The sequence below is a fragment of the Nonomuraea sp. NPDC001699 genome, from assembly GCF_053596455.1.
In genome coordinates, this window is sequence record NZ_JBSFGF010000005.1 from 495,731 (window position 1) to 514,889 (window position 19,159).

Here is a 19,159-nt window from a genome sequence, read left to right on the forward strand (position 1 = left end):
GGCATGAACGAGCGGTGGCAGGAGGTCGGCGACCGGGTCTACGTGCGCCGCCATGAGTCCTTCGACATGAACACGGGCCTGATCGTGGGCGACGGGCACTGTCTGGTGCTCGACACCCGCAGCTCCCACCGGGAGGCGGCCGACCTGATCGACGCGATCAGGACGATCACCAGCCATCCATGGACGGTCGTGAACAGTCACTCGCATTTCGACCACTACTTCGGCAACGCGCTCTTCCGTCCCGCCGAGATCTGGAGCCACGTCCGGTGCGCCGAGGAGATCGACGTCTACGGCGAGCAGCATCGCGCGGACGTCCTGGAACGGCTGCCCGACCGCCGCGCGGAGATGGAGGAGATCGCCATCGTGCCGCCCGACCACACCTTCACCGCCTCGGCCAGCCTCGACATCGGCGGACGCATGGTGCACCTGCGGCATTTCGGGCTCGGGCACAGCAGCAACGACATCGTCCTGCACGTGCCGGACGCCGGCGTGGTGTTCGCCGGTGACCTGGTCGAGGAGGGCGCGCCGCCGGCGTTCGGCGACTCCTACCCGCTCGACTGGCCGGTCACGACGGGCGCGATGCTCGACGCGCTGCCGGAGCAGGTGTTCGTGCCGGGGCACGGCGCGGTGGTGGGCCGGGCGTTCGTCCAGGAGCAGCGGGCCGAGCTGGAGCTGGTGGCGGAGCTGGCCGCTAAGGCCCACGTGGAGGGGTTGCGCGACTCGATCACGCGGTTCCCGTACCCGGAGGAGGTGTCACGGCAGGCGATCGAGCGGGCCTTCCTCCAGCTCGACGGCTAGGCTATATTGCAAAGTGCAATATGGAGGGTGGCAACATGGCACAACGCAAGAGCCTGGTCGACCTGACCGTGCTCGCCCTGCTCACGGTGCACCCGAGCCACCCCTACGAGCTCCACCGCTTCATCATCGACACGCACAAGGACTACATCACCGGCCTGCCGCGCAGCCTCTACCACGCGGTCGAGCGGCTGGCCGCGGACGAGCTGATCGTCCCCGCCAAGACCGACCGTGAGGGCCGCCGGCCCGAGCGCACGGTCTACGAGATCACCGACGAGGGCCGCCAGGAGCTGATCACCCGGCTCCGGCGGCTGCTGGAGCAGCCCGACCCCGACCGGCGCGCCTTCGTGGCGGCCATCTCGCTGATCGGCTGCCTGCCGCCGTCCGAGGCGCAGCGGGCGCTGCGTGCCCGCGCCGCCACGCTCGAAGGCACGCTCGCCGGGATGGAAGGGCACATCAAGGCCATGAACGACAGTGGCCTGCCGGAGATCCTCATGCTGGAGGTCGAGTGCGAGCAGGCTCTGCACGCCGCCGAGCTCGCCTGGATCAGGAGGCTTCTCGACCGGCTCCACCAGGGCGAACTCACCTGGACGAGCACGGCCGAGGGGTGAGATGACAAGGGCCGCCGGGGTGCGCCAACACCCCGGCGGCCGACATCCGAACACGGCGCCTGCCCTGCCCGGACGCGCAACTCCCAGGATAGGCGCCGCCACGAAGGGAGCTGTGCCATGTCCGAAGAGATCACCCGCCTGGTCGAGCGGATGACGGAGACCTGGAACGCCGGCGACTCCGCCGGCTACGCCGGCCTGTTCACCGAGGACGCCGACTACATCACCTTCTTCGGCCTGCACCTCAAGGGCAGGAAGGCGATCGAGGAGACCCACCGCGCGCTGTTCAGGACGTCCATCAAGCTCGCCGAGGGCGGCCCCGCGCCGACCGTCAGGCCGCTGACCGACGACGTCGCGCTGGTGATCGCGGGCGGCACCTCGTCGGTGGACGGCGTGCCCGACCCGAAGAGGGCGTCCGTCGTCACGCTGACCGCGCTGCGCACGCCGGAGGGCTGGCTGTTCGCCTCCTTCCAGAACAGCCGGGTGAGCAAGCCATGAGGAAACGGCTGATCACCGAGGTGGCCGGGTAGGGCGCCCGCGTGGAGCACCGCGTCTACGACGTGGCCGGGTGGGGAGGCTGGGGAGTGGCCCTGGCCAACCGGTTCTTCATCGGCTTCGGGCGGCGGACGCGGGAGGCGTTCGCCGAGCGGATCGCAGGGGTCGGAAAACAATTGGGGTGCTTCACCAGGCTGGCCTAGGCTGCTGGCCATGAGCCTGGCGTGGGAACCGCTGACCCTTGACGACACCGAGGCGCTCGCCGGCCTCCTGGCCGCGATCGAGGCCGAGGATCGCATCGGCGAGGTCCACGACCTCGACGACGTCAGGGAGCAGCTCGGCCACCGCCTGATCGACCTGGCCGCGGGCACGCTCGCGGCCAGGGAGGGCGGCGAGATCGTCGCCTACGGCTACCTGCCGGTCCGGCAGTCCGCCACCGACACCCACGTCATGCGGCTGTCGGGCGGCGTGCACCCCGGCCATCGCGGGCGCGGGCTGGGCCGGCGGATCATCGACTGGAGCCTGGCCGTCGCGCCGGAGCTGAGCGAGAAGGCCTTCCCGGGCGTCCCGCTGGAGATCCATCTGTACGTGCCCGACACCAACCTCGGGCTGAAGGCGCTGGCCGAAGGGGCCGGCTTCGCCGCCAACCGCTGGTTCGCCCACATGGGGCGGCCGCTGTCGGGCGAGCTGCCGGACTTCACACCGCCCGCCGGGGTGTCCGTCACCTCCTGGTCGCCCGAGCTGGACGAGGGCGCCCGCCACGTGCGCAACGAGGCGTTCCTCGACCACTGGGGCAGCGTCCCGCACACCCCCGAGAGCTGGCAGGACTACATCGTCGGCTCCCGGAACTTCCTGCCGGAATCGTCGTTCGTGGCCCTGCACGAGGGGCGGCCGGTGGGCGTGCTCATCACCCACACCTTCGAGGGCTACAACGAGCAGGCCGGCGTGCGCCGGGCCTGGATCCAGATCATCGGCACGCTCCGGGAGTGGCGCGGCAAGGGCGTGGCCAGCGCGCTGATCGCGCACGCCCTGGCCGCCTTCCGCGCGCAGGGGTTCGACACGACCGCGCTGGGCGTCGACGCCGACAACCCCACGGGAGCCGTCAGCGTCTACGCCCGCTCCGGGTTCGAGATCTTCGAACGCAGCTCGAACTACGCCCTGGCCGTCAAGCCGGACTGAGCGCCCCCTCCGCGAGCGGGAAGCGGGCCACGAACCCGGCGTCCGTGTACGTCAGCGTGCCGCCGTGCAGGTGGGCGATGTCCCTGGCGATGGGCAGGCCGAGCCCCGCGCCGCCCGCGTCCCTAGCCCGCGCCTCGTCCAGGCGGGTGAAGCGGCCGAAGACGGCCTCGCGGTGCTCCGGCGGGATTCCGGGGCCGTCGTCCTGCACTTCGAGCACGGCCTGGTCCTCCTCGGCGCGCACCCGTACGCGTACGGCCGAGGCGGCGTGCCGTACGGCGTTGTCGGCCAGGTTGGTGACCAGCCGGTCGAGGTGGGCGCGGGAGCCGTTCAGCACCACGTCGGGCTCGATGTCCAGCTCCACCCGGACCTCGGGCCGCCGCCGGGCGCGCAGCGACTCCTCGGCCGCCACCTGACCCAGGTCCAGCTCGCCGGTGCGCAGCGGTTCGCCGGCGTCCAGCTTGGCCAGCATGAGCAGGTCGGCGGCCAGCGCCTGGAGGCGTTCGACGTCGGCCAGCGCCTCGCGGGTCAGCTCGCTCTGCTCGGCCAGTTCGAGCCGGGCGCGCAGGGTGGCGATCGGGCTGCGCAGCTCGTGCGCGGCGTCGGCGACGAACCGCTTGTGCCGGCCCACGGCCGTCTCCAGACGGTCGAGGGTGCCGTTCACGGTGGTGGCCAGGGCCGCGATCTCGTCCTTGGAGCCGGGTACCGGCACCCGCTGGTGCAGGTCGCGGGCCGTGATGTCGGCCACCTTGGCCCTGATCGCGGCCACGGGGGCCAGCGCGCGGCCCACGGAGAACCAGGTCATGCCGGCGACCACGAGCAGCAGGGCGGGCACGCCGGGCAGCAAGGCGCTGTACAGGGCCTCGACGGCCTTCCGCACGCCGTCCAGGGAGACCCGCGACCAGAGCGTGGCCGGGCCGGTCGGCGTGGTCACCTGCAGGCCCGCGACTGCGTAGCTGGCCGGCTGCGCCCACAGGGCGGGCGAGCCGGTGGCCCGGCCGGCCAGGACGAGGTCGGGATCGGCGAGCCGGACCACGGCCGCGTCCTCCGCCAGGATCTCGCTCGCCTGGCCGGAGACCGTCCTCGACGGTGGCGTCGCCCCCTCCGACGCGACCGGCAACGTCTCGGTGACCGGCAACGCCGCGTACGGCACAGTCTCCGCGTACGACACCGCCGCCGCGGCCCGCCTGGCCGCCTCCTCGCCCGCGTTGCCCTCCAGCGTGCCGCGCAACGCCATGACCAGCACCAGGGCGGCGACGCCGAGCGCCAGGGCCACCACCAGCGTCGCCGCGACGGTGGCCCGCAACCGCACCGACGACAACCCGGCCGACACCCGCCCCCAGCTCGCCGGGCCCCAGCTCACCCGGCCCTGGCTCAGACGCCCCCAGCTCACCCGCAGCCGGTTGAGCCGCGCTCCGAGCGGGGCCCTCACGCCGGCTCCAACCGGTAGCCCGCCCCACGGACGGTCATCAGCGACGTCCGGCCGAACGGCAGGTCGATCTTCCTGCGCAGGGCGCTGATGTAGACCTCGACGATGTTCGGATCGCCGTCGTAGGAGAAGTCCCACGCCTGGGCCAGCAGCTCGCCCTTGGAGACCACCTCCCCGGGCCGCCGGGCGAGCGCGTGCAGCACCGCGAACTCCTTCGGCGTCAGCCCGATCTCCACCCCGCCCCTGCGGCAGCGCAGGCCGGCCGGGTCGACCACCAGGTCGCCGACGGTGATCGTCACCGGCCGCTCGGTCCCGCCGCGCCGCACCAGGGCGCGCAGCCGGGCCAGCAGCACCACGTACGAGAACGGCTTGGCCAGGTAGTCGTCGGCGCCGTTGTCGAGCGACTCGGCCTCGTCGTGGACGCCGTCCTTGGCGGTGAGCATCATGATCGGGGTCCAGTCGCCCGCCTCGCGCAGCCGGGAGCACACCGTGTAGCCGTTCATCCTGGGCAGCATCACGTCCAGGACGATCACGTCGTAGGCGTTCTCGGTCGCCATCCACAGGCCGTCGCGCCCGTCGTGGGCCACGTCGACCGCGAAGCCTTCGCCCGCCAGCCCGCCCTTGATCAGGCCGGCCAGCCGTTCCTCGTCCTCCACCAGCAGCACTCGCACGACGTCCAGAGTGCCTGAGTGAACCTAAAGCCAACCTGAAGATCCTTTTGGGCGCGTTCAGGATCGCTTCAGGTGTGGGCGAGCACGATCGGGGCGTTCGGATGGATGCGACTGAATTCGACTGGATTCGACTGAGGAGAATGCATGTTCAAGCGACGTCTCGCGGTCCTCGGCACGGTGGGGGTGCTCGCGCTCGCGGTCCTGGGCGGCTCCGCCCTGGCCGACGCGCCCCCCGCCCCCGACGTCCCCGCAGCCACCACCGTGGCCGCCACCACCCTGGCCGCCACCACGGCCCCCACCATGGCCGGGGTGTCCTGCCGGACGCCGGACGGCAAGGAGGTCAAGTTCGTCCACAGCGTGGCGGCCCGCGTGTTCGTCGCCCGCGACGAGAAGGGCGAGCGCAAGGACGGCGCGCCCGCACCTGACGCCGAGCCGGGCGTCATGGTCGAGCTCTCCCCCCTGACCACCACCGAGGCCGCCCCCACCACGCCCAGCGCCCCCGCCGCCCCTGAGGGCGCGCCCGGCGCCCCCGAAGCCGCGCCCAGCGCTCCCGCCACCCCCGAGGACGCGCCGAGCGCCACCCTGCCCGAGGGCGAGACGGTACGGGCGCTCCCCCTGCTGCCCGCGACCGAGCTCCCGCCGGGCGCCGTGAAGGCGGACGACCCCAGCAAGGTCGTCCAGATCGTCTGCGCGCAGGCGAAGCCCGTCGACTAGTTCTATCCAGGGAACGACGGGTGCGGGCCCAGCGCCCAGTACTCGAACAGGCCGTGGCCGACGAGCCCGTCGTACTCGAAGCGGCCGACGGCGTCGACCAGGCCCCACATCCTGGCGGCGTCGTCGGGCAGCCGGTACGTCACCCCCTGCACGACCGGCCCCGGCCCCTGGTACATGCCGTGCCTCCAGTCCGGCTCCAACCCGTACCCGGTGCCGACCATGAGATGGACCGGCAGCACCGGCGTGCAGCGCACCTCGAACGGTCTGCCGCCCGGCGGCGAGAAGGCGATCACCGCCTCCACGACGTCCCGGGTGTCAGGGGCGTAGACCGGGCGGTAGTCCGGCCGGCCGAGGTACTCCTCCTCCCGCCCGTCCGACCACACGCGTACGGCCTCCTCCAGCAGCCGCCGGCCATGCTCGTCCTCCTGGACGATGCACAGGATGGCGTGGTCGTCGAACCTCATCGGCGCGTACAGCCAGTAGAACGTGCCGGAGTTGTTCGCCTGGATGCCGGGCGGCTCGGGCTCGCCGACCGGCCGGACGCCCCAGGAGCGGTCCCTGGTGCCGAGCCAGCGGTCGGGGGTGACCGGGATCACCTGGTCGCCGATGGTGATGCTGCCCGTCCAGCGGCCGGTCTGGGCGAGCCGTACCGAGTCGAACATGACCCGCTCCTGCCAGCGCAGGAAATGGCGGGGTTCGAGGGTCGCCGGGATCGTCCCCTCCCAGTCGAGCTCGAAGGACAGGCCATGCTCGTTCGGCTCCAGGATCACGCGGAGCCGCTTGAGCCCTTCGACGACCTCGACGCGGAACGGGCCGATCCCGGTGTTCATCCGGTCGGGGCCCAGCTCGCGCGAGGCCCGTACGACGCGGTGCAGGTCGCCGTGCCGTACGCAGGCGAAGGCGTCGGTGACGCCGAGGTTGGGGTACTGGCCGAGGCCGACGATCAGCATGAGCTCGTCGGTGCCGGCGTGGCAGTTGAAGTAGTAGCGGTCGTAGAAGTTGCGGTCGGAGGTGGCGACGTGCCGCATGACCTGGGCGGTCTGGTGCACGGGGTGATCGTCGAGCGGTGACAGCGCCATGCCCGGAGTTGTAGCAAGCGCTTGGTATGCCGTCAACAGGCCGGGGGAACACGAAGCGCGCCCCCGCTCTCACGAGAGCGGGGGCGCGCTTTTCGAGCCGGATCAGGGCCTGTGGTGAGATGCCTGGTCCGTCTTGTTCTGCACGTTGGACGCCATCCGGTCCGCCGACTGCGCGGACCTGTCCGCCTTCTCGCTGACCCAGCGTGACGCATCGGAGGCAGAGTCCTTCATGTGCTCGGTCCACTGCTGGGCGTTGCGGCGGTAGGCCATGTAACCGATCGCGCCGACCGCAAGACCGGTCAGCAGCACCATCGTCGGCCACCGCCGTGACCGGGACGGTTTCGGGTCGATTCGCTTGGCCGCCGCCGTCAGCATCCTGCTGACCTTGGGGGCGACCTGATCCTCGAACCCGTGCGCCGCGGCGTCGAGCCTAGGCGCCGCCCAGTAACGGGCGTCTTCGATGCGCTGGGCGGTGGCCACCTTGGCCTGGTCCGCCATTGGCGCCATGCGATGGCCGGTCTTGACGGCCTGGGCCTTCATTCGGCCCATCCACGTGGCGGGTACCTCTATTACCACGCGGCGTCTCTTCAGTGTCAGGGACACGACAACCTCCCCTGTCGTTGGGGCCCCGCGCTTGACCTTCCCTGGACAAGGCGGCTCAATCATGGCGGTCCATGGGAGGATGACCGAGGAGGCCGAACGGCCATATTCCTCAGGACATCACATACAACCCTGTACATAGAGGGGGGCAGCTGTCTCGTGGCTGAGAAGCTGATCGCTAATTTGAAGACCAATCGCGGCGACATCAAGGTCGAGCTTTTCCCGAACCAGGCGCCGAAGACCGTCCGGAACTTCGTGGAGCTCGCCGAGGGCACCCGCGAGTGGACCCATCCGGAGTCGGGCGAGAAGAGCACCGCCCGTCTGTACGACGGGACCGTCTTCCACCGGGTCATCTCCGGTTTCATGATCCAGGGCGGCGACCCGCTCGGCCAGGGCATCGGCGGCCCCGGCTACGAGTTCGACGACGAGATCCACCCGGATCTCTACTTCAACCGGCCCTACCTGCTGGCCATGGCCAACGCGGGCGTGCGGTTCGGCAAGGGCACCAACGGCTCGCAGTTCTTCATCACGGTCGTGCCCACGCCGCACCTCAACGGCAAGCACACGATCTTCGGTGAGGTCGTCGAGGGCCAGTCGGTCGTCGACGCCATCGCCAAGACCGACACCGACCGGCGCGACCGGCCCGTCCAGGAAGTCGTCCTGGAGTCGGTCACCATCGAGCGCGTACAGGGCTGAGCCGATCCCTGCGGGGGGCGGGCCACTCTCGGGTCCCGCCCCCTGGGGAAGCCCCAGCACCCCTGATCGACGGCACACAGCTGGGTCTGGTACGTCATAGGCTCTGGACATGACCAGCCAGCCGCCCAGCCCGCCCTCGCAGCCCGAGCAGCCCGCCGAGGCGGTCCCCACGTGCTTCCGGCACCCCGGCAGGGAGACCTGGGTCCGCTGCCAGCGCTGCGACCGGCCCATCTGCCCCGACTGCATGCGCGACGCCGCCGTGGGCTTCCAGTGCCCCGAATGCGTCGCCCAGGGCAACCAGGGCTTCCGCCAGGCCCGTTCCACCTTCGGCGGCCAGGTCGTCAGCACGCCGTACGTCACCTGGGCCATCCTGGCCCTCAACGTCCTCGTCTTCGGCGCCCAATACGTCATGCCCACGGTCACCGGCACGCTGCAGATGTGGCCGGCCGGAGTGGCGGTCCTCGGCGACTACTACCGGCTGGTCAGCGCCGCGTTCGTGCACGCGGGCGTCTTCCACATCCTGTTCAACTGCTGGGCCCTCTACGTCGTCGGGCCCTACCTGGAGCGCGCCTTCGGCCACGTGCGCTTCGCGTCGCTCTACCTCATCAGCGCCGTCGGCGGCAGCACGCTCAGCCTCTGGCTCGACCCGCTGAGCCAGCCGACGGTGGGCGCGTCCGGAGCCATCTTCGGCCTGTTCGGCGCCATCTTCGTGGTGAGCCGCAAGCTCAACATGGACGTACGCGGCATCGCCATGCTCATCGTGATCAACCTGGTGATCACCTTCGTGTTCCCCGGCATCAGCTGGACCGGGCACGTCGGCGGCCTGATCACCGGCTCGCTGCTGGCGGGAGCGATGGCCTACGCCCCCAAGAACAACAGGACCCTGTGGCAGGTGCTGGCGATCGTGGGAGCGCTGGCCGTGCTAGCCGTGCTCGTGATGGCCCGGACCTCGGCGATCCTGAGCTCGATCTGACTTCCCCAGGCTGTGGAAAAGACTGTGGAAAGAACTAACGCCAGCGGGTGGAAAGAACCACACCGAAGATGATGAACACAAACCCGATCAGCAGGTTCCAGTTCTGGAGGTCGCTGAAGAAGGGCGCCTGCGGGGCGACGTAGTAGATCGCGATCCACAGGATGCCGATGATCCACGACACCACCATGGTGGGCGCCAGCCAGCGCGGGCTGACCTTGATCTGCTGGGACTTCTGCGGCGGCGTGTAAACCGCCTTCTTGCGAGCCTTGGACTTGGGCACTGGGTAACTCCTGCTGAGGGCCTGGGCTTCCGGATCGTCCACAGGCTCTTCGTTAAGCGTAGTTGAAGCGTGCCCCAGGATAGTCGCCACGCGCACGCCATGGCGATCCCCCGCGTCGGGAGATGTGACGAATACGCTGACGACATGCGGTCCATCTTCCGGGCCGTGGGGGAGCTGAGCATCACCGCCGGCCTGGTCCTCATGCTGTTCTGCGCCTACCTGCTCTGGGGCACCGGCGCCTACACCAAGAGCCAGCAGTTGCTGCTCCAGCGCGAGCTGGCCGCCGAGAAGGCGGAGCACGACCGCGGCCGCATCGACAAGATCGAGCTCGGCAAGGCCGTCGCCATGCTGAGCATCCCGAGACTCGGCCACGACTACCGGTACGCCATCGTCGAGGGCGTGGACGCCGAGCACCTGAAGAAGGGCCCGGGACACTATCCCGACAGCGCCATGCCCGGCCAGATCGGCAACTTCGTGCTCTCGGGCCACCGGACCACGTACGCGGCCCCGTTCAACGAGATCGACGAGCTCGAACGCGGCGACGAGATCATCGTGGACGCCCCCGAGGCCCGCTACACCTACCGCGTCACGTCCCAGGACATCGTGGAGCCCACCGAGGTGGACGTGCTCGCCCCCGTGCCCGGCAAGCCCGACATCCGCCCCATCCGCGCCTACATCACCCTCTCCACCTGCCACCCCGAGTACTCCGCCGCCCAACGCCTCATCGTGTACGGCGTCCTCAAGAAGACCGAGCTCAGAAAGGAATGACATGTACGGCTGGATCTGGCGCAAACTGCCCGGCGACCCCCGTACCAAGGTGCTGACGGCCGCCTTGCTGGTCGTGGTCGTGGGGGTCGTACTCTGGTATGCCGTGTTCCCGCTCCTGGAGCCCGCGGTGACGCTCGACGAGGTGACCGTAAGAAGATGACCCGCCTGCTGGTCGTGGACAACCACGACAGCTTCGTCCACACGATCGTCCAGTACCTGCGCGTCCTGGGCGCCGACTGCGACGTCCGCCCCCGCGACGTCGTCGGCGTGCGCGACGGCGACGGCTTCGACGGCGTCCTCGTCAGCCCGGGGCCCGGCACGCCGGAGGCGGCCGGCGTGAGCGTGCCCCTGGTGCTGCGCGCCGCCGAGCGCGGCACGCCCCTGCTCGGCGTCTGCCTCGGTCACCAGGCCATCGCGGTCGCCTTCGGCGCCACCGTGGCCCGCGCGCCCGAGCTGGTCCACGGGCGCACCAGCCCGGTGTTCCACGACGGCAAGGGTGTCTTCGAGAGCCTGCCGTCGCCGGTGCCGATGACCCGCTACCACTCGCTCGCCGTGCTGCCGGAGACCGTCCCCGAGGTCCTCGACGTGACCGCCCGCACCGACGACGGGGTCATCATGGGCCTGCGCCACCGCCACGCGCCGATCGAAGGGATCCAGTTCCACCCCGAGTCGGTGCTGTCCGAGCACGGCCACCGGCTGCTGGGGAACTGGCTGCGCGGGATCGTGTAACGCCCGGCTCGCGCAGAGCGACTACCAAATGAGCGCCCCCGCCGTTGCCCCCGAGCGGCGGGGGCGCTCTTCGCGCCCGCCCCTGGACGGCCGGCGCCGCGGAACCCTTCCGGGAGAACGACGAGGGCCGCCCTCCCCGTGGGGAAAGGCGGCCCGTCGTGCTTCGTCAGCCGTCAGAACTCGTCGTCGCCGATCGGGTTGTCCTCGGTCGGCTCGTCGGACGGGAAGTCCGTCTGGTCGTCGGTCGGCTGCTGGGTCGGCTGCTCGTTGGTGGGCGGCGGAGCCGTCTCGGGACCGGTGGACACCACGATCGTGATCGTCGTGCCCGGCATCAGCTTCTGGCCCGCGGGCGGGTTCTGCTGGATGACCGTGCCCTCGGCCTGATCGTTGGCCTGCGGCGAGACCTTCACCTTGAAGCCGGCGCCCTTGAGCGTGGCGGTGGCGTCCTGCTGGGTGTAGCCGGTCACGTCGGGCAGCTCGGTCAGCTCGAAGGGCACGTAGAGGGTGACGCTGGTGTCCTTCTCGATCTCGGTGCCGGCCGCCGGCTTGGTCTCGAAGACCTTGCCCTGCGGCTTGCTGGACTGCTTGGTCTTGACCACGCCCTTCAGCCCGACGTCGTCGAGGGCCTTGATCGCCTCCGTGGTGGTCATGCCGATGAGCCCGTCGGGCACGGCGACCTTCTCCTTGCCCTTGGAGACGAACAGCTTGACCGTGGCGCCCTTGTCGACCTTCTCGCCCTCCGCGGGCTCGGTCCTGATCACCGTGCCCTTGCCGAACTCGTCGCTGGCCTCCTGCACCACCTCGGGCTTCAGGCCCAGGCCGATGAGCGCGCGCTGAGCGGGCTCCAGCTTCTGCGTGGCCAGGGCCGGGATGGGGATCCCGGCGTCGGTGGGCGTGGCCTTGGTGCCGAACACCAGGTAGCCGACCGTGACGAAGGCGCCGATGACCAGCAGCGGGATGACGATCCACAGCGCGGTCCTGAGCGCGTTGCCGCCACCGCCGCCGGACGCCCTGCGCCGCCCCACGCGGCTGCCGCCGTCGCCGCCTTCGTACTCGTACGGCGGGATCGCGCCGGTGCGCTGCGTGGCCGGGCCCTGGGCCGCCTGGGTGGCGGTCATCATGCGGGTGCCCTGGTTGAAGTTCCCGTTCATCGCCATCGTCTGCGCGTCGACCGGCATGCCGGACATGGCGCGCTGGATGTCGGCCCGCATCTCGCCGGAGTTCTGGTAGCGGTGGGCCGGGTCCTTGGCCATGGCCTTGAGCACGATCGCGTCGGCCCACGCCGGGATCTCGCGGTCGATCTGCGAGGGCGGGATCGGGTCTTCGCGGACGTGCTGGTAGGCGATCGCCACCGGGGAGTCGCCGGTGAACGGCGGCTGGCCGGTGAGCAGCTCGTACAGCACGCAGCCGGTGGAGTAGATGTCGCTGCGGGCGTCGACGCGCTCGCCGCGGGCCTGCTCGGGCGACAGGTACTGGGCGGTCCCTATCACCTGCGCGGTCTGGGTCATGGTGGCGGCCGAGTCGGCCATCGCGCGCGCGATGCCGAAGTCCATCACCTTGACATCGCCGGCGCGCGTGATCATCACGTTGGCCGGCTTGATGTCACGGTGGACGATGCCGCCGCGGTGGCTGTAGTCGAGCGCGCGCAGGATGCCGTCGACCAGCTCGGCCGCCCGCTCGGGCAGCAGCCGCCGGTCCTGGCGCAGCAGGTCGCGCAGCGTCCTGCCGTCGACGTACTCCATCACGATGTAGGGCACGGGGGTGCCGTCGGTGACGTCTTCGCCGGTGTCGTAGACGGCGACGACGGCGGGGTGGTTCAGCGAGGCCGCCGACTGCGCCTCACGGCGGAAACGGGCCTGGAAGGTGTGATCGCGCGCCAGGTCGGAGCGGAGGGTCTTGATCGCGACTATGCGGTCCAGCCGGATGTCTCGGGCGCGATACACCTCGGCCATGCCGCCGCGCCCGACGACACCGTCGAGCTCGTAACGACCTCCGAGTAGCCGAGGCTGAGTCATTTCCTGCACTGTCCCTTACCGTTCATCTTGGGTACCGGCCTGCTCGGGGGGCCGCCGGTGTCCATCATCGACCCCGTAGCGCATCACGTCTCCTCCTGCGGCGGGTTTGTACCACCCGGGTCCGGCGAAGCGGTTGGTGTCGGAGTTGTCGGTGTCCTGCTGGGCGTTGGGGTGGTGGGGGTGGGAGTCGGGGTACGGGTGGTCGGGGTTGGCTTCGGTGACGGCTTCTTCGTAGGTGCAGCCGACTTGCTTACCGTAGCCGACCGCGAGGGTACCGGCCGCGTCGACTTCACCGGAAGCGCGGGTGGTCGGCGCGTGTGCTTCTTCGTCCGCGTGGGCCTGAGCAGCTCAGGCGACTGCATCGGGGAGTGGCTGGGTTCGGCGATCTCCGGAAGCGGCGGCGGCGTCGTATCGCGATTGGCGAACGTGATCGCGCTCAGGCCCACCGCGGCCACGCAGCCGGCGGTGGCGACCAGCGCCAGCGTCCTCGCACTGCGGCGGCTGCGGGCCGGCGGCTCGGGCGGGCTCTGGACCGTCGTCGCCGGGGCGAGGTTCTCGGTCGCCTGCTGGTCCTCCGTGGCCGGCTCGCGCACCCGGAAACCCGCGGGATCGGTGAACATGCTGAGGACGGCGCCCTGCTCGACGCCCTCGACCAGCGACTGGCGCAGCACGTACGCCCGGTCGGCCGCCTCCAGCGCCGAGGCCGGACGCATCCCCGGCTCCTTGGCCAGCAGCGTCATGACCAGATCGCGCACCGGGACGGGCACGTCCGCGGTGAGCGGCGGCGGCTGCTCGTTGAGGTGCAGCAGCGCGATCGCCACCTGGCTGTCGGCCCGGAACGGCGTGTGGCCCGCCAGGCACTCGTAGGCCACCACGCCCAGCGAGTAGAGGTCGGTCGCGGGGGTGAGCGGGAAACCCTGGGCCTGCTCGGGGCTGACGTACTGGGCCGTGCCGAGCACCGTGCCGGTCTGCGTCACCGGCGCGGCCTCCAGGGCGCGGGCGATGCCGAAGTCGGTCACCTTGATCGTGCCCTCGCGGGTGACCAGCAGGTTGCCGGGCTTGACGTCCCTGTGGATGATCCCGGAGGAGTGGGCCGCGTGCAGCGCCTTGGCGGTCTGGTGCACCACGTCGAGCGCCACCTCGGGCCCGAGCGCGCCGTTGCGCGCCAGGATGGCCGACAGCGGCTCGCCGTGCACCAGCTCCATCACGAGGTAGGCCAGGTCGCTCTGCTCGCCGTAGTCGAAGATCTGGGCCACCCCGGGGTCGGCCAGGGCGGCGGTGAGGCGCGCCTCGTTGCGGAAGCGCTCGCGGAACGTGGGGTCGGCGTGCATGTGGCTGCGCAGGATCTTGACCGCGACCTCGCGGCCCAGAAGCTCGTCACGGGCGCGCCACACCTCTCCCATACCGCCCGTGGCGATGCGGGAGAGCAGGAGATAGCGGTTACGGAGCCGCATGACCCAGCACGTTACCGTCATTCACTTGTTCAGCACCGCCTCCAGCACAGCCTTTGCGATCGGGGCGGCGGTGTGGCCGCCCGTGGCCTCCGCGCCGACGTTGGCGGCGCCGGACTCGACGATGACCGCCAGCGCCACCTTCGGGTCCTCGGCAGGCGCGAAGGAGATGAACCAGGCGTGCGGTGGCGCGCCGTCGGCCGTCTCCGCGGTGCCGGTTTTGCCCGCCACCTGGACGCCCGGCACCTGCGCGAGGTTGGCCGTGCCGTTGTTGACCACGCTCACCATCATGTCGCGCAGCTTGCCCGCCGTCTCGGAACTGACCGCTTCGGTCAGCTCCTCGGGCTTGGCCTCCTCCATGACGTCGTTCTTGGAGTCGGTGATCTTGTTCACCAGGTACGGCTTCATCACCTTGCCGTCATTGGCGATGCCGGCCGCCACCATGGCCATCTGCAGGGGCGTCATCCGGTTGTCGCGCTGGCCGATCGAGGCCATGGCGAGCGCCGCGTCGTCGTACTTGCTGCCGAAGTCGCTCTGGGCCACCGACATCGGCACGCCGATCTGCTTGCCCATGCCGAACTTCTCGGTCTGCTCGTTGAGCTTGTCGTAGCCCAGCTGCATGCCGATCTTGGCGAACGGCGTGTTGCAGGACTTCTCCAGCGCGTACACGAGCTGGACCTGGCCGGCGCCGCAGGCCGCGCCGCCGTAGTTGGGCAGGCTGATGGTGGTGTTGGGCAGCGGCAGCCGCTGCGGCGCCTCGACGGTGGTGCTCGGGCCGCGCGAGGAGTCGTCCTCCAGGTACGCCGCCGCCGTCACCACCTTGAACGTCGACCCCGGCGGGTACGTCTGGGCGATGGCCCGGTTGAGCAGCGGCTGGCTCTTGTCCTTGTCCAGCTCGTTGTAGCGGCCGAACACCTTGCCCTTGTCGGTGCCCGACAGCTCGGCGGGGTCGAAGGTGGGCAGCGACACCATCGCCAGGATCCCGCCGGTCTTCGGGTCGAGCGCCACCAGCGCGCCGCGCTTGCCGCTCGAGCGCAACGCGTCGTAGGCCGCCTTCTGCGCCTTGGGGTTGATCGTGAGGTCGACGTTCGCGCCCCTGGTGGGCTCGCCCGTGAACAGGTCGATGCTCCGCCGCAGCAGCAGGTCGGCGCTGGAGCCGTCGAGCAGCTTGTTCTGGGTGCCCTCGATCGCGCTCGCGCTCTCGGGCGAGAAGTAGCCCGTGACGTGCGCGTAGAGCTTCCCGTCGGCGTACTTCCTGATGAACCGGAAGTTCTTGTTGTCGGTCTCCACCGACTGGGCGATCACCTTGCCGCCGGCGGTGATCCGGCCGCGCTCGACGGCGTAGCGCTCGTAGTAGTTGCGGCGGTTGCTCGGGTTGGAGCGGTAGTCGTCGGCCCGGACCGCCTGGAGGATGTTCACGTTGATCATCAGAAGCGCGAACATGACCAGGCAGGCCACGGCCGCGCGCTTCAAAGTGCTGTTCATCGCTGGAACACCTGGGTGAGTCCTTCGTTCTGGATCGCCTGGGGCGGGGGCCGTCGCGCCGCGTCTGACATGCGTACCAGGAGCGCGATAAGGATCCAGTTAGCCAGCAGGGCCGAACCGCCCTGCGACATGAACGGGGTGACCAGGCCGGTCAGCGGGATGAGGTTCGTCACGCCGCCGACGATGATGAACACCTGCCAGGCGAGGATGAACGACAGGCCGCCCGCCAGCAGCTTCGAGAACGGGTCGCGGGCCACGAGCGAGGTGCGCAGGCCGCGTTCGACCAGCAGGGCGTAGAGCATGAGCAGCGCCATCAGGCCGGTCAGCCCGAGCTCCTCGCCGGTCGCGGCGAAGATGAAGTCGGAGAAGCTCAGCGGGATCAGGTCGGGGTGGCCCTGGCCGAGCCCGGTGCCGAGGATGCCGCCCGCGCCGAACCCGAACAGCCCCTGCATGATCTGGTAGCTCTTGCTGCACATCGGGTCGCCCGGCGGGTCCTCCAGGCAGACGGGGGCCGTGCCGAAGTAGACCGGGTTGCTCGGGTCGAGCCAGGCGGCGAAACGCGCGCCGACGTGGTCGAAGACCTGCCCGGCGAGGAAGGCGCCGCCGACGAAGAGCAGGATGCCGATGAGCACCCACGAGGTGCGCTGGGTGGCGATGTAGAGCATCGCGATGAACGTGCCGAACACCAGCAGCGAGGTGCCCAGGTCCTTCTCGAAGACCAGCACCAGCAGGCTGAGCCCCCAGGTGACCAGGACCGGGCCGAGGTCTCTGGCCCGCGGCAGGTCGATGAAGAGCAACCGCCGCCCGGCCAGGGCCAGCACGTCACGCTTGGCCACCAGGTAGCCGGCGAAGAAGATCACCAGCGCCAGCTTGGCGAACTCGCCCGGCTGGATGGAGAAGCCGCCGATGCGGATCCAGATCTTCGCGCCCTGCACCTCGCTGAGCGAGCCGGGCAGCAGCGCCGGGATCGCCAGCAGCACCAGGCCCACCGCGCCCGCCGTGTACGTCAGGCGTTGCAGCATGCGGTGGTCGCGCAGCACGACCAGGGTGATCGAGAACATCACGACGCCGACCCCGGTCCACATGATCTGGTTGGTCGTGGAGGCGCCGCCCATGTCGGCCGACTCCAGCCGGTAGATCATCACCAGCCCTAGACCGTTGATCAGCGTCACCAGCGGCAGGATCAGCGGGTCGGCCCAGGGTGCGAACTTGGCCAGCACCAAGTAGGCCGCCAGCATCAGGCCGCCCAGGCCCAGCCCGTAGGCCAGCATGCCGGCGGGAACCTTGCCGTCGACGGCCAGGCCGACGTTGGCGTAGGCGCCCATGATGATCAGCACCGCCAAGGCGAGCAGGACCAGCTGGGCCATCCGCCGTTTGGCCGGCATCGGGACGGGGGTCGCGACCATTTCTGCCATTTATTGCGATTTCGTCTTGGTGGCGGAGGGAGTCGGGGACGTGGCCGTGGTGGAGGTCGTGTCGCCCGTGTCGCCCTTGTCGTCCTGGGAGAACTTCAATCCGTTTATCTTCGTCACGCCTTCGTCGACGTCGGTGACGGGGATGCCGCTCTTGATCAGGGCCTGGTCCGCCGGGGACAGCTTGGAGAGCGGACGGCCCGTGCGCTTCTCCACGTGGAAGAACTCGATCGGGCCCACCTCCTGCTTGATCCCCTGGAAGATGACCACTTCGTCGCCCCTGGCACCGACGAAGAACTGGTCCTGGGTCCACTGCCATCCGAGGTAACCGCCGGCGCCCAAGGCGACGACGCCCACCCCGAGCACGGTGACCAGCACGGGCCACACACGACGACGCCGCCCCGAACGCCGGGTCGCCTGCGCGACCGGCTCATCGAGGTCGTCGCCGTCGGTGATCGCCGGCTGGGGTGCGGTCACCGCGCTCACTCGCCCCGGCTGGGTCTCCGGGGCGCCTCCTCGTAGCCTGGTCATCCCCGCGGCGCCGACCACTGCGGGCTCCGCGGGAACCTCCTGGCCGTCGGTGATCTCCAGCACGTCGGCGAGCACGCACGTGATGTTGTCGGGCCCGCCGCCCCGGTTCGCCAGATCGATGAGCTGGCGGACCACCTCTTCGGGGTCGTCGATGTTGGTGAGCGTGGCGTGCAGTGTCTCTGCGCTCACCACGCCCGACAGGCCGTCGGAACAGAGCAGGTAGCGGTCGCCCACCTGCGCCTCGCGCAGCGTGAGGTCGGGGTCGACCTCGCCGCTGCCGTCGAGGGCGCGCAGCAGGATCGATCGTTGGGGGTGCGTGGCCGCCTCTTCGGGCGTGATGCGCCCGTCGTCGACGAGCTGCTGCACCAGGGTGTGGTCATGGGTGATCTGGTAGAGCTCGCCGCGTCTCAGGAGGTAGGCGCGCGAGTCGCCCACGTGCACCAGGGCGACCTGGGTGCCGTTCCAGAGCATGGCGGTGAGCGTCGTGCCCATGCCTTTGAGGCTGGGATCCCGCCCGACCATCTCGTGCAGCCGGCGATTGGCGTCGCGTACCGCTGCCTCGATGGCGTTGAGCAGGTCACCCCCCTGTTGGGCCTCTTCCAGAGAGGCCATGGCGGCGATGGCGACAGAACTCGCCACCTCGCCGTGTGCGTGCCCGCCCATGCCGTCGGCGACGGCCAGCAGGCGGCCGCTAGCGTACGCCGAGTCCTCGTTCCCTTCGCGGAGGAGGCCGACGTCCGAGCGGGCGGCGTAGCGGAGTGCGATGGTCATTTGCGCAATTCAATGACTGTCTTGCCGACACGGATCGGAACACCGAGCGGCACCGGGGTCGGACGGGTGACTTTCGAGCGGTCGAGATACGTGCCGTTGGTCGAACCGAGATCTTCCACGATCCACTGACCGTCCTGAGGGAAGAGCCGGGCATGCCGGCTGGATGCGTAGTCGTCGCTGACTACCAGCGTGGCGTCGTTCGCCCGGCCAATGGTGATGGGCGTCTCCGTGAGGTTAATGGTGGTGCCCTGCAATGGGCCACCGGTAACGATGAGCTGGCGTGGCTCGCCCTTCTTGCTCTTGGGCTTGGCCACCGGTTTGGCGGGCTTCACGGCTTTCCGTGGGCCCGCGGGAGCCGTGCGTGAACCGAACAAGTCAGTCCGGATCACGCCGACTGCGGCAATGACGAAGAACCACAGCACCGCCAGGAAGGCGAGCCGGATCAGCAGCAGCGTGAGCTCGGACATGGACCGTCTGTCTA

At 70.0% G+C, this 19,159-nt stretch carries 22 protein-coding genes; 11 read left to right on the forward strand and 11 right to left on the reverse strand.

The window, feature by feature from the left end; genetic code table 11:
• Nucleotides 1–3: 3 nt before the first annotated feature.
• The 5 genes from ACWCSU_RS18980 to ACWCSU_RS19000 all read left to right on the forward strand — a co-directional run bounded on the left by ACWCSU_RS18980 (nt 4) and on the right by ACWCSU_RS19000 (nt 3,077).
• Complete coding sequence (locus ACWCSU_RS18980; protein ID WP_357693178.1) at nt 4–798, forward strand: MBL fold metallo-hydrolase; 795 nt, start codon at nt 4–6, stop codon at nt 796–798.
• A 35-nt stretch (nt 799–833) separates the two neighbouring features.
• Nucleotides 834–1,406: a PadR family transcriptional regulator gene (locus tag ACWCSU_RS18985; RefSeq protein WP_357693176.1), complete on the forward strand. Its 573-nt coding sequence runs from the start codon at nt 834–836 to the stop codon at nt 1,404–1,406.
• A gap of 117 nt (nt 1,407–1,523) precedes the next feature.
• Nucleotides 1,524–1,901 carry an SgcJ/EcaC family oxidoreductase gene (locus ACWCSU_RS18990; protein ID WP_357693174.1) on the forward strand — a complete coding sequence of 126 codons (378 nt, stop codon included), beginning with the start codon at nt 1,524–1,526 and terminating at the stop codon, nt 1,899–1,901.
• 41 nt (nt 1,902–1,942) lie between these two features.
• A complete protein-coding gene (locus tag ACWCSU_RS18995; protein WP_449936329.1) occupies nt 1,943–2,101 on the forward strand; it encodes a hypothetical protein in 159 nt (52 codons plus the stop codon).
• 10 nt (nt 2,102–2,111) lie between these two features.
• On the forward strand, nt 2,112–3,077 hold the full coding sequence (locus ACWCSU_RS19000; RefSeq protein ID WP_449936332.1) for a GNAT family N-acetyltransferase: 966 nt from the start codon (nt 2,112–2,114) through the stop codon (nt 3,075–3,077).
• On the opposite strand, the gene ACWCSU_RS19005 is transcribed toward ACWCSU_RS19000, so the two are convergent.
• Both ACWCSU_RS19005 and ACWCSU_RS19010 read right to left on the reverse strand, forming a co-directional pair.
• The gene (locus tag ACWCSU_RS19005; RefSeq protein ID WP_449936335.1) at nt 3,064–4,506 is read right to left on the reverse strand and encodes an ATP-binding protein; all 1,443 of its coding nucleotides are present in this window, start codon (nt 4,504–4,506) and stop codon (nt 3,064–3,066) included. The genes ACWCSU_RS19000 and ACWCSU_RS19005 overlap by 14 nt on opposite strands.
• Nucleotides 4,503–5,174: a response regulator transcription factor gene (locus tag ACWCSU_RS19010; RefSeq protein WP_357693166.1), complete on the reverse strand. Its 672-nt coding sequence runs from the start codon at nt 5,172–5,174 to the stop codon at nt 4,503–4,505. Before ACWCSU_RS19010 ends, ACWCSU_RS19005 begins: the two co-directional genes overlap by 4 nt.
• Nucleotides 5,175–5,318: 144 nt before the next feature.
• Between ACWCSU_RS19010 and ACWCSU_RS19015 the strand changes: the two genes are divergently transcribed.
• The gene (locus ACWCSU_RS19015) at nt 5,319–5,888 is read left to right on the forward strand and encodes a hypothetical protein (RefSeq protein WP_449936337.1); all 570 of its coding nucleotides are present in this window, start codon (nt 5,319–5,321) and stop codon (nt 5,886–5,888) included.
• A gap of 2 nt (nt 5,889–5,890) precedes the next feature.
• On the opposite strand, the gene ACWCSU_RS19020 is transcribed toward ACWCSU_RS19015, so the two are convergent.
• Nucleotides 5,891–6,967 (reverse strand): hypothetical protein, encoded by a 1,077-nt coding sequence (locus ACWCSU_RS19020; RefSeq protein ID WP_449936339.1) that lies wholly within the window; start codon nt 6,965–6,967, stop codon nt 5,891–5,893.
• Between the two features lie 102 nt (nt 6,968–7,069).
• Nucleotides 7,070–7,507 carry a hypothetical protein gene (locus tag ACWCSU_RS19025; RefSeq protein ID WP_357693160.1) on the reverse strand — a complete coding sequence of 146 codons (438 nt, stop codon included), beginning with the start codon at nt 7,505–7,507 and terminating at the stop codon, nt 7,070–7,072.
• Between the two features lie 219 nt (nt 7,508–7,726).
• Here ACWCSU_RS19025 and ACWCSU_RS19030 point away from each other — a divergent pair, with 219 nt between their 5' ends.
• Together ACWCSU_RS19030 and ACWCSU_RS19035 are read left to right on the forward strand one after the other, a co-directional pair.
• Nucleotides 7,727–8,263, forward strand: coding sequence for a peptidylprolyl isomerase (locus ACWCSU_RS19030; protein ID WP_357693158.1), 537 nt, complete (start codon nt 7,727–7,729; stop codon nt 8,261–8,263).
• A 109-nt stretch (nt 8,264–8,372) separates the two neighbouring features.
• On the forward strand, nt 8,373–9,236 hold the full coding sequence (locus ACWCSU_RS19035) for a rhomboid family intramembrane serine protease (protein ID WP_357693156.1): 864 nt from the start codon (nt 8,373–8,375) through the stop codon (nt 9,234–9,236).
• A gap of 34 nt (nt 9,237–9,270) precedes the next feature.
• Here the strand turns inward: ACWCSU_RS19035 and ACWCSU_RS19040 are convergent, their stop codons facing one another.
• Nucleotides 9,271–9,516 carry a cell division protein CrgA gene (locus ACWCSU_RS19040; protein WP_357693154.1) on the reverse strand — a complete coding sequence of 82 codons (246 nt, stop codon included), beginning with the start codon at nt 9,514–9,516 and terminating at the stop codon, nt 9,271–9,273.
• Between the two features lie 144 nt (nt 9,517–9,660).
• Between ACWCSU_RS19040 and ACWCSU_RS19045 the strand changes: the two genes are divergently transcribed.
• Genes ACWCSU_RS19045 through ACWCSU_RS19055 form a run of 3 tightly spaced genes read left to right on the forward strand, consistent with a single transcriptional unit; the run spans nt 9,661 to nt 11,013 of the window.
• Complete coding sequence (locus tag ACWCSU_RS19045; RefSeq protein ID WP_357693152.1) at nt 9,661–10,284, forward strand: class E sortase; 624 nt, start codon at nt 9,661–9,663, stop codon at nt 10,282–10,284.
• A gap of 1 nt (nt 10,285) precedes the next feature.
• Complete coding sequence (locus ACWCSU_RS19050; RefSeq protein ID WP_449936343.1) at nt 10,286–10,444, forward strand: hypothetical protein; 159 nt, start codon at nt 10,286–10,288, stop codon at nt 10,442–10,444.
• A complete protein-coding gene (locus ACWCSU_RS19055) occupies nt 10,441–11,013 on the forward strand; it encodes an anthranilate synthase component II (protein ID WP_357693148.1) in 573 nt (190 codons plus the stop codon). Before ACWCSU_RS19050 ends, ACWCSU_RS19055 begins: the two co-directional genes overlap by 4 nt.
• A gap of 173 nt (nt 11,014–11,186) precedes the next feature.
• Here ACWCSU_RS19055 and pknB read toward each other — a convergent pair whose 3' ends face one another.
• From pknB to ACWCSU_RS19085, 6 genes are all read right to left on the reverse strand, one after another.
• Nucleotides 11,187–13,028 (reverse strand): Stk1 family PASTA domain-containing Ser/Thr kinase, encoded by a 1,842-nt coding sequence (pknB, locus tag ACWCSU_RS19060; RefSeq protein ID WP_449936346.1) that lies wholly within the window; start codon nt 13,026–13,028, stop codon nt 11,187–11,189.
• An 83-nt stretch (nt 13,029–13,111) separates the two neighbouring features.
• Entirely contained in the window at nt 13,112–14,482 is a 1,371-nt protein-coding gene (locus ACWCSU_RS19065; RefSeq protein WP_449936348.1) for a protein kinase domain-containing protein, read from the reverse strand.
• Nucleotides 14,483–14,503: 21 nt separating this feature from the next.
• A complete protein-coding gene (locus tag ACWCSU_RS19070) occupies nt 14,504–15,964 on the reverse strand; it encodes a peptidoglycan D,D-transpeptidase FtsI family protein (protein ID WP_357693142.1) in 1,461 nt (486 codons plus the stop codon).
• Nucleotides 15,961–17,379: an FtsW/RodA/SpoVE family cell cycle protein gene (locus tag ACWCSU_RS19075; RefSeq protein ID WP_449936350.1), complete on the reverse strand. Its 1,419-nt coding sequence runs from the start codon at nt 17,377–17,379 to the stop codon at nt 15,961–15,963. The genes ACWCSU_RS19070 and ACWCSU_RS19075 overlap by 4 nt, the downstream gene beginning before the upstream one ends.
• Nucleotides 17,380–18,678, reverse strand: a complete 1,299-nt coding sequence (locus tag ACWCSU_RS19080; RefSeq protein ID WP_449936351.1) for a Stp1/IreP family PP2C-type Ser/Thr phosphatase — start codon at nt 18,676–18,678, stop codon at nt 17,380–17,382.
• Entirely contained in the window at nt 18,675–19,145 is a 471-nt protein-coding gene (locus ACWCSU_RS19085) for an FHA domain-containing protein FhaB/FipA (protein WP_357693136.1), read from the reverse strand. Before ACWCSU_RS19085 ends, ACWCSU_RS19080 begins: the two co-directional genes overlap by 4 nt.
• Nucleotides 19,146–19,159: the final 14 nt, after the last annotated feature.

Bases quoted from the DNA above. Each gene is read 5' to 3' on its own strand.
- ACWCSU_RS18980 (WP_357693178.1), top strand. From the start codon at position 4: ATGAACGAGCGGTGGCAGGAGGTCGGCGACCGGGTCTACGTGCGCCGC.
- ACWCSU_RS18985 (WP_357693176.1), top strand. From the start codon at position 834: ATGGCACAACGCAAGAGCCTGGTCGACCTGACCGTGCTCGCCCTGCTC.
- ACWCSU_RS18990 (WP_357693174.1), top strand. From the start codon at position 1,524: ATGTCCGAAGAGATCACCCGCCTGGTCGAGCGGATGACGGAGACCTGG.
- ACWCSU_RS19000 (WP_449936332.1), top strand. From the start codon at position 2,112: ATGAGCCTGGCGTGGGAACCGCTGACCCTTGACGACACCGAGGCGCTC.
- ACWCSU_RS19015 (WP_449936337.1), top strand. From the start codon at position 5,319: ATGTTCAAGCGACGTCTCGCGGTCCTCGGCACGGTGGGGGTGCTCGCG.
- ACWCSU_RS19020 (WP_449936339.1), bottom strand. From the start codon at position 6,967: ATGGCGCTGTCACCGCTCGACGATCACCCCGTGCACCAGACCGCCCAG.
- ACWCSU_RS19025 (WP_357693160.1), bottom strand. From the start codon at position 7,507: ATGAAGGCCCAGGCCGTCAAGACCGGCCATCGCATGGCGCCAATGGCG.
- ACWCSU_RS19035 (WP_357693156.1), top strand. From the start codon at position 8,373: ATGACCAGCCAGCCGCCCAGCCCGCCCTCGCAGCCCGAGCAGCCCGCC.
- ACWCSU_RS19045 (WP_357693152.1), top strand. From the start codon at position 9,661: ATGCGGTCCATCTTCCGGGCCGTGGGGGAGCTGAGCATCACCGCCGGC.
- ACWCSU_RS19050 (WP_449936343.1), top strand. From the start codon at position 10,286: ATGTACGGCTGGATCTGGCGCAAACTGCCCGGCGACCCCCGTACCAAG.
- ACWCSU_RS19055 (WP_357693148.1), top strand. From the start codon at position 10,441: ATGACCCGCCTGCTGGTCGTGGACAACCACGACAGCTTCGTCCACACG.
- pknB (WP_449936346.1), bottom strand. From the start codon at position 13,028: ATGACTCAGCCTCGGCTACTCGGAGGTCGTTACGAGCTCGACGGTGTC.
- ACWCSU_RS19065 (WP_449936348.1), bottom strand. From the start codon at position 14,482: ATGCGGCTCCGTAACCGCTATCTCCTGCTCTCCCGCATCGCCACGGGC.
- ACWCSU_RS19070 (WP_357693142.1), bottom strand. From the start codon at position 15,964: ATGAACAGCACTTTGAAGCGCGCGGCCGTGGCCTGCCTGGTCATGTTC.
- ACWCSU_RS19075 (WP_449936350.1), bottom strand. From the start codon at position 17,379: ATGGCAGAAATGGTCGCGACCCCCGTCCCGATGCCGGCCAAACGGCGG.
- ACWCSU_RS19080 (WP_449936351.1), bottom strand. From the start codon at position 18,678: ATGACCATCGCACTCCGCTACGCCGCCCGCTCGGACGTCGGCCTCCTC.
- ACWCSU_RS19085 (WP_357693136.1), bottom strand. From the start codon at position 19,145: ATGTCCGAGCTCACGCTGCTGCTGATCCGGCTCGCCTTCCTGGCGGTG.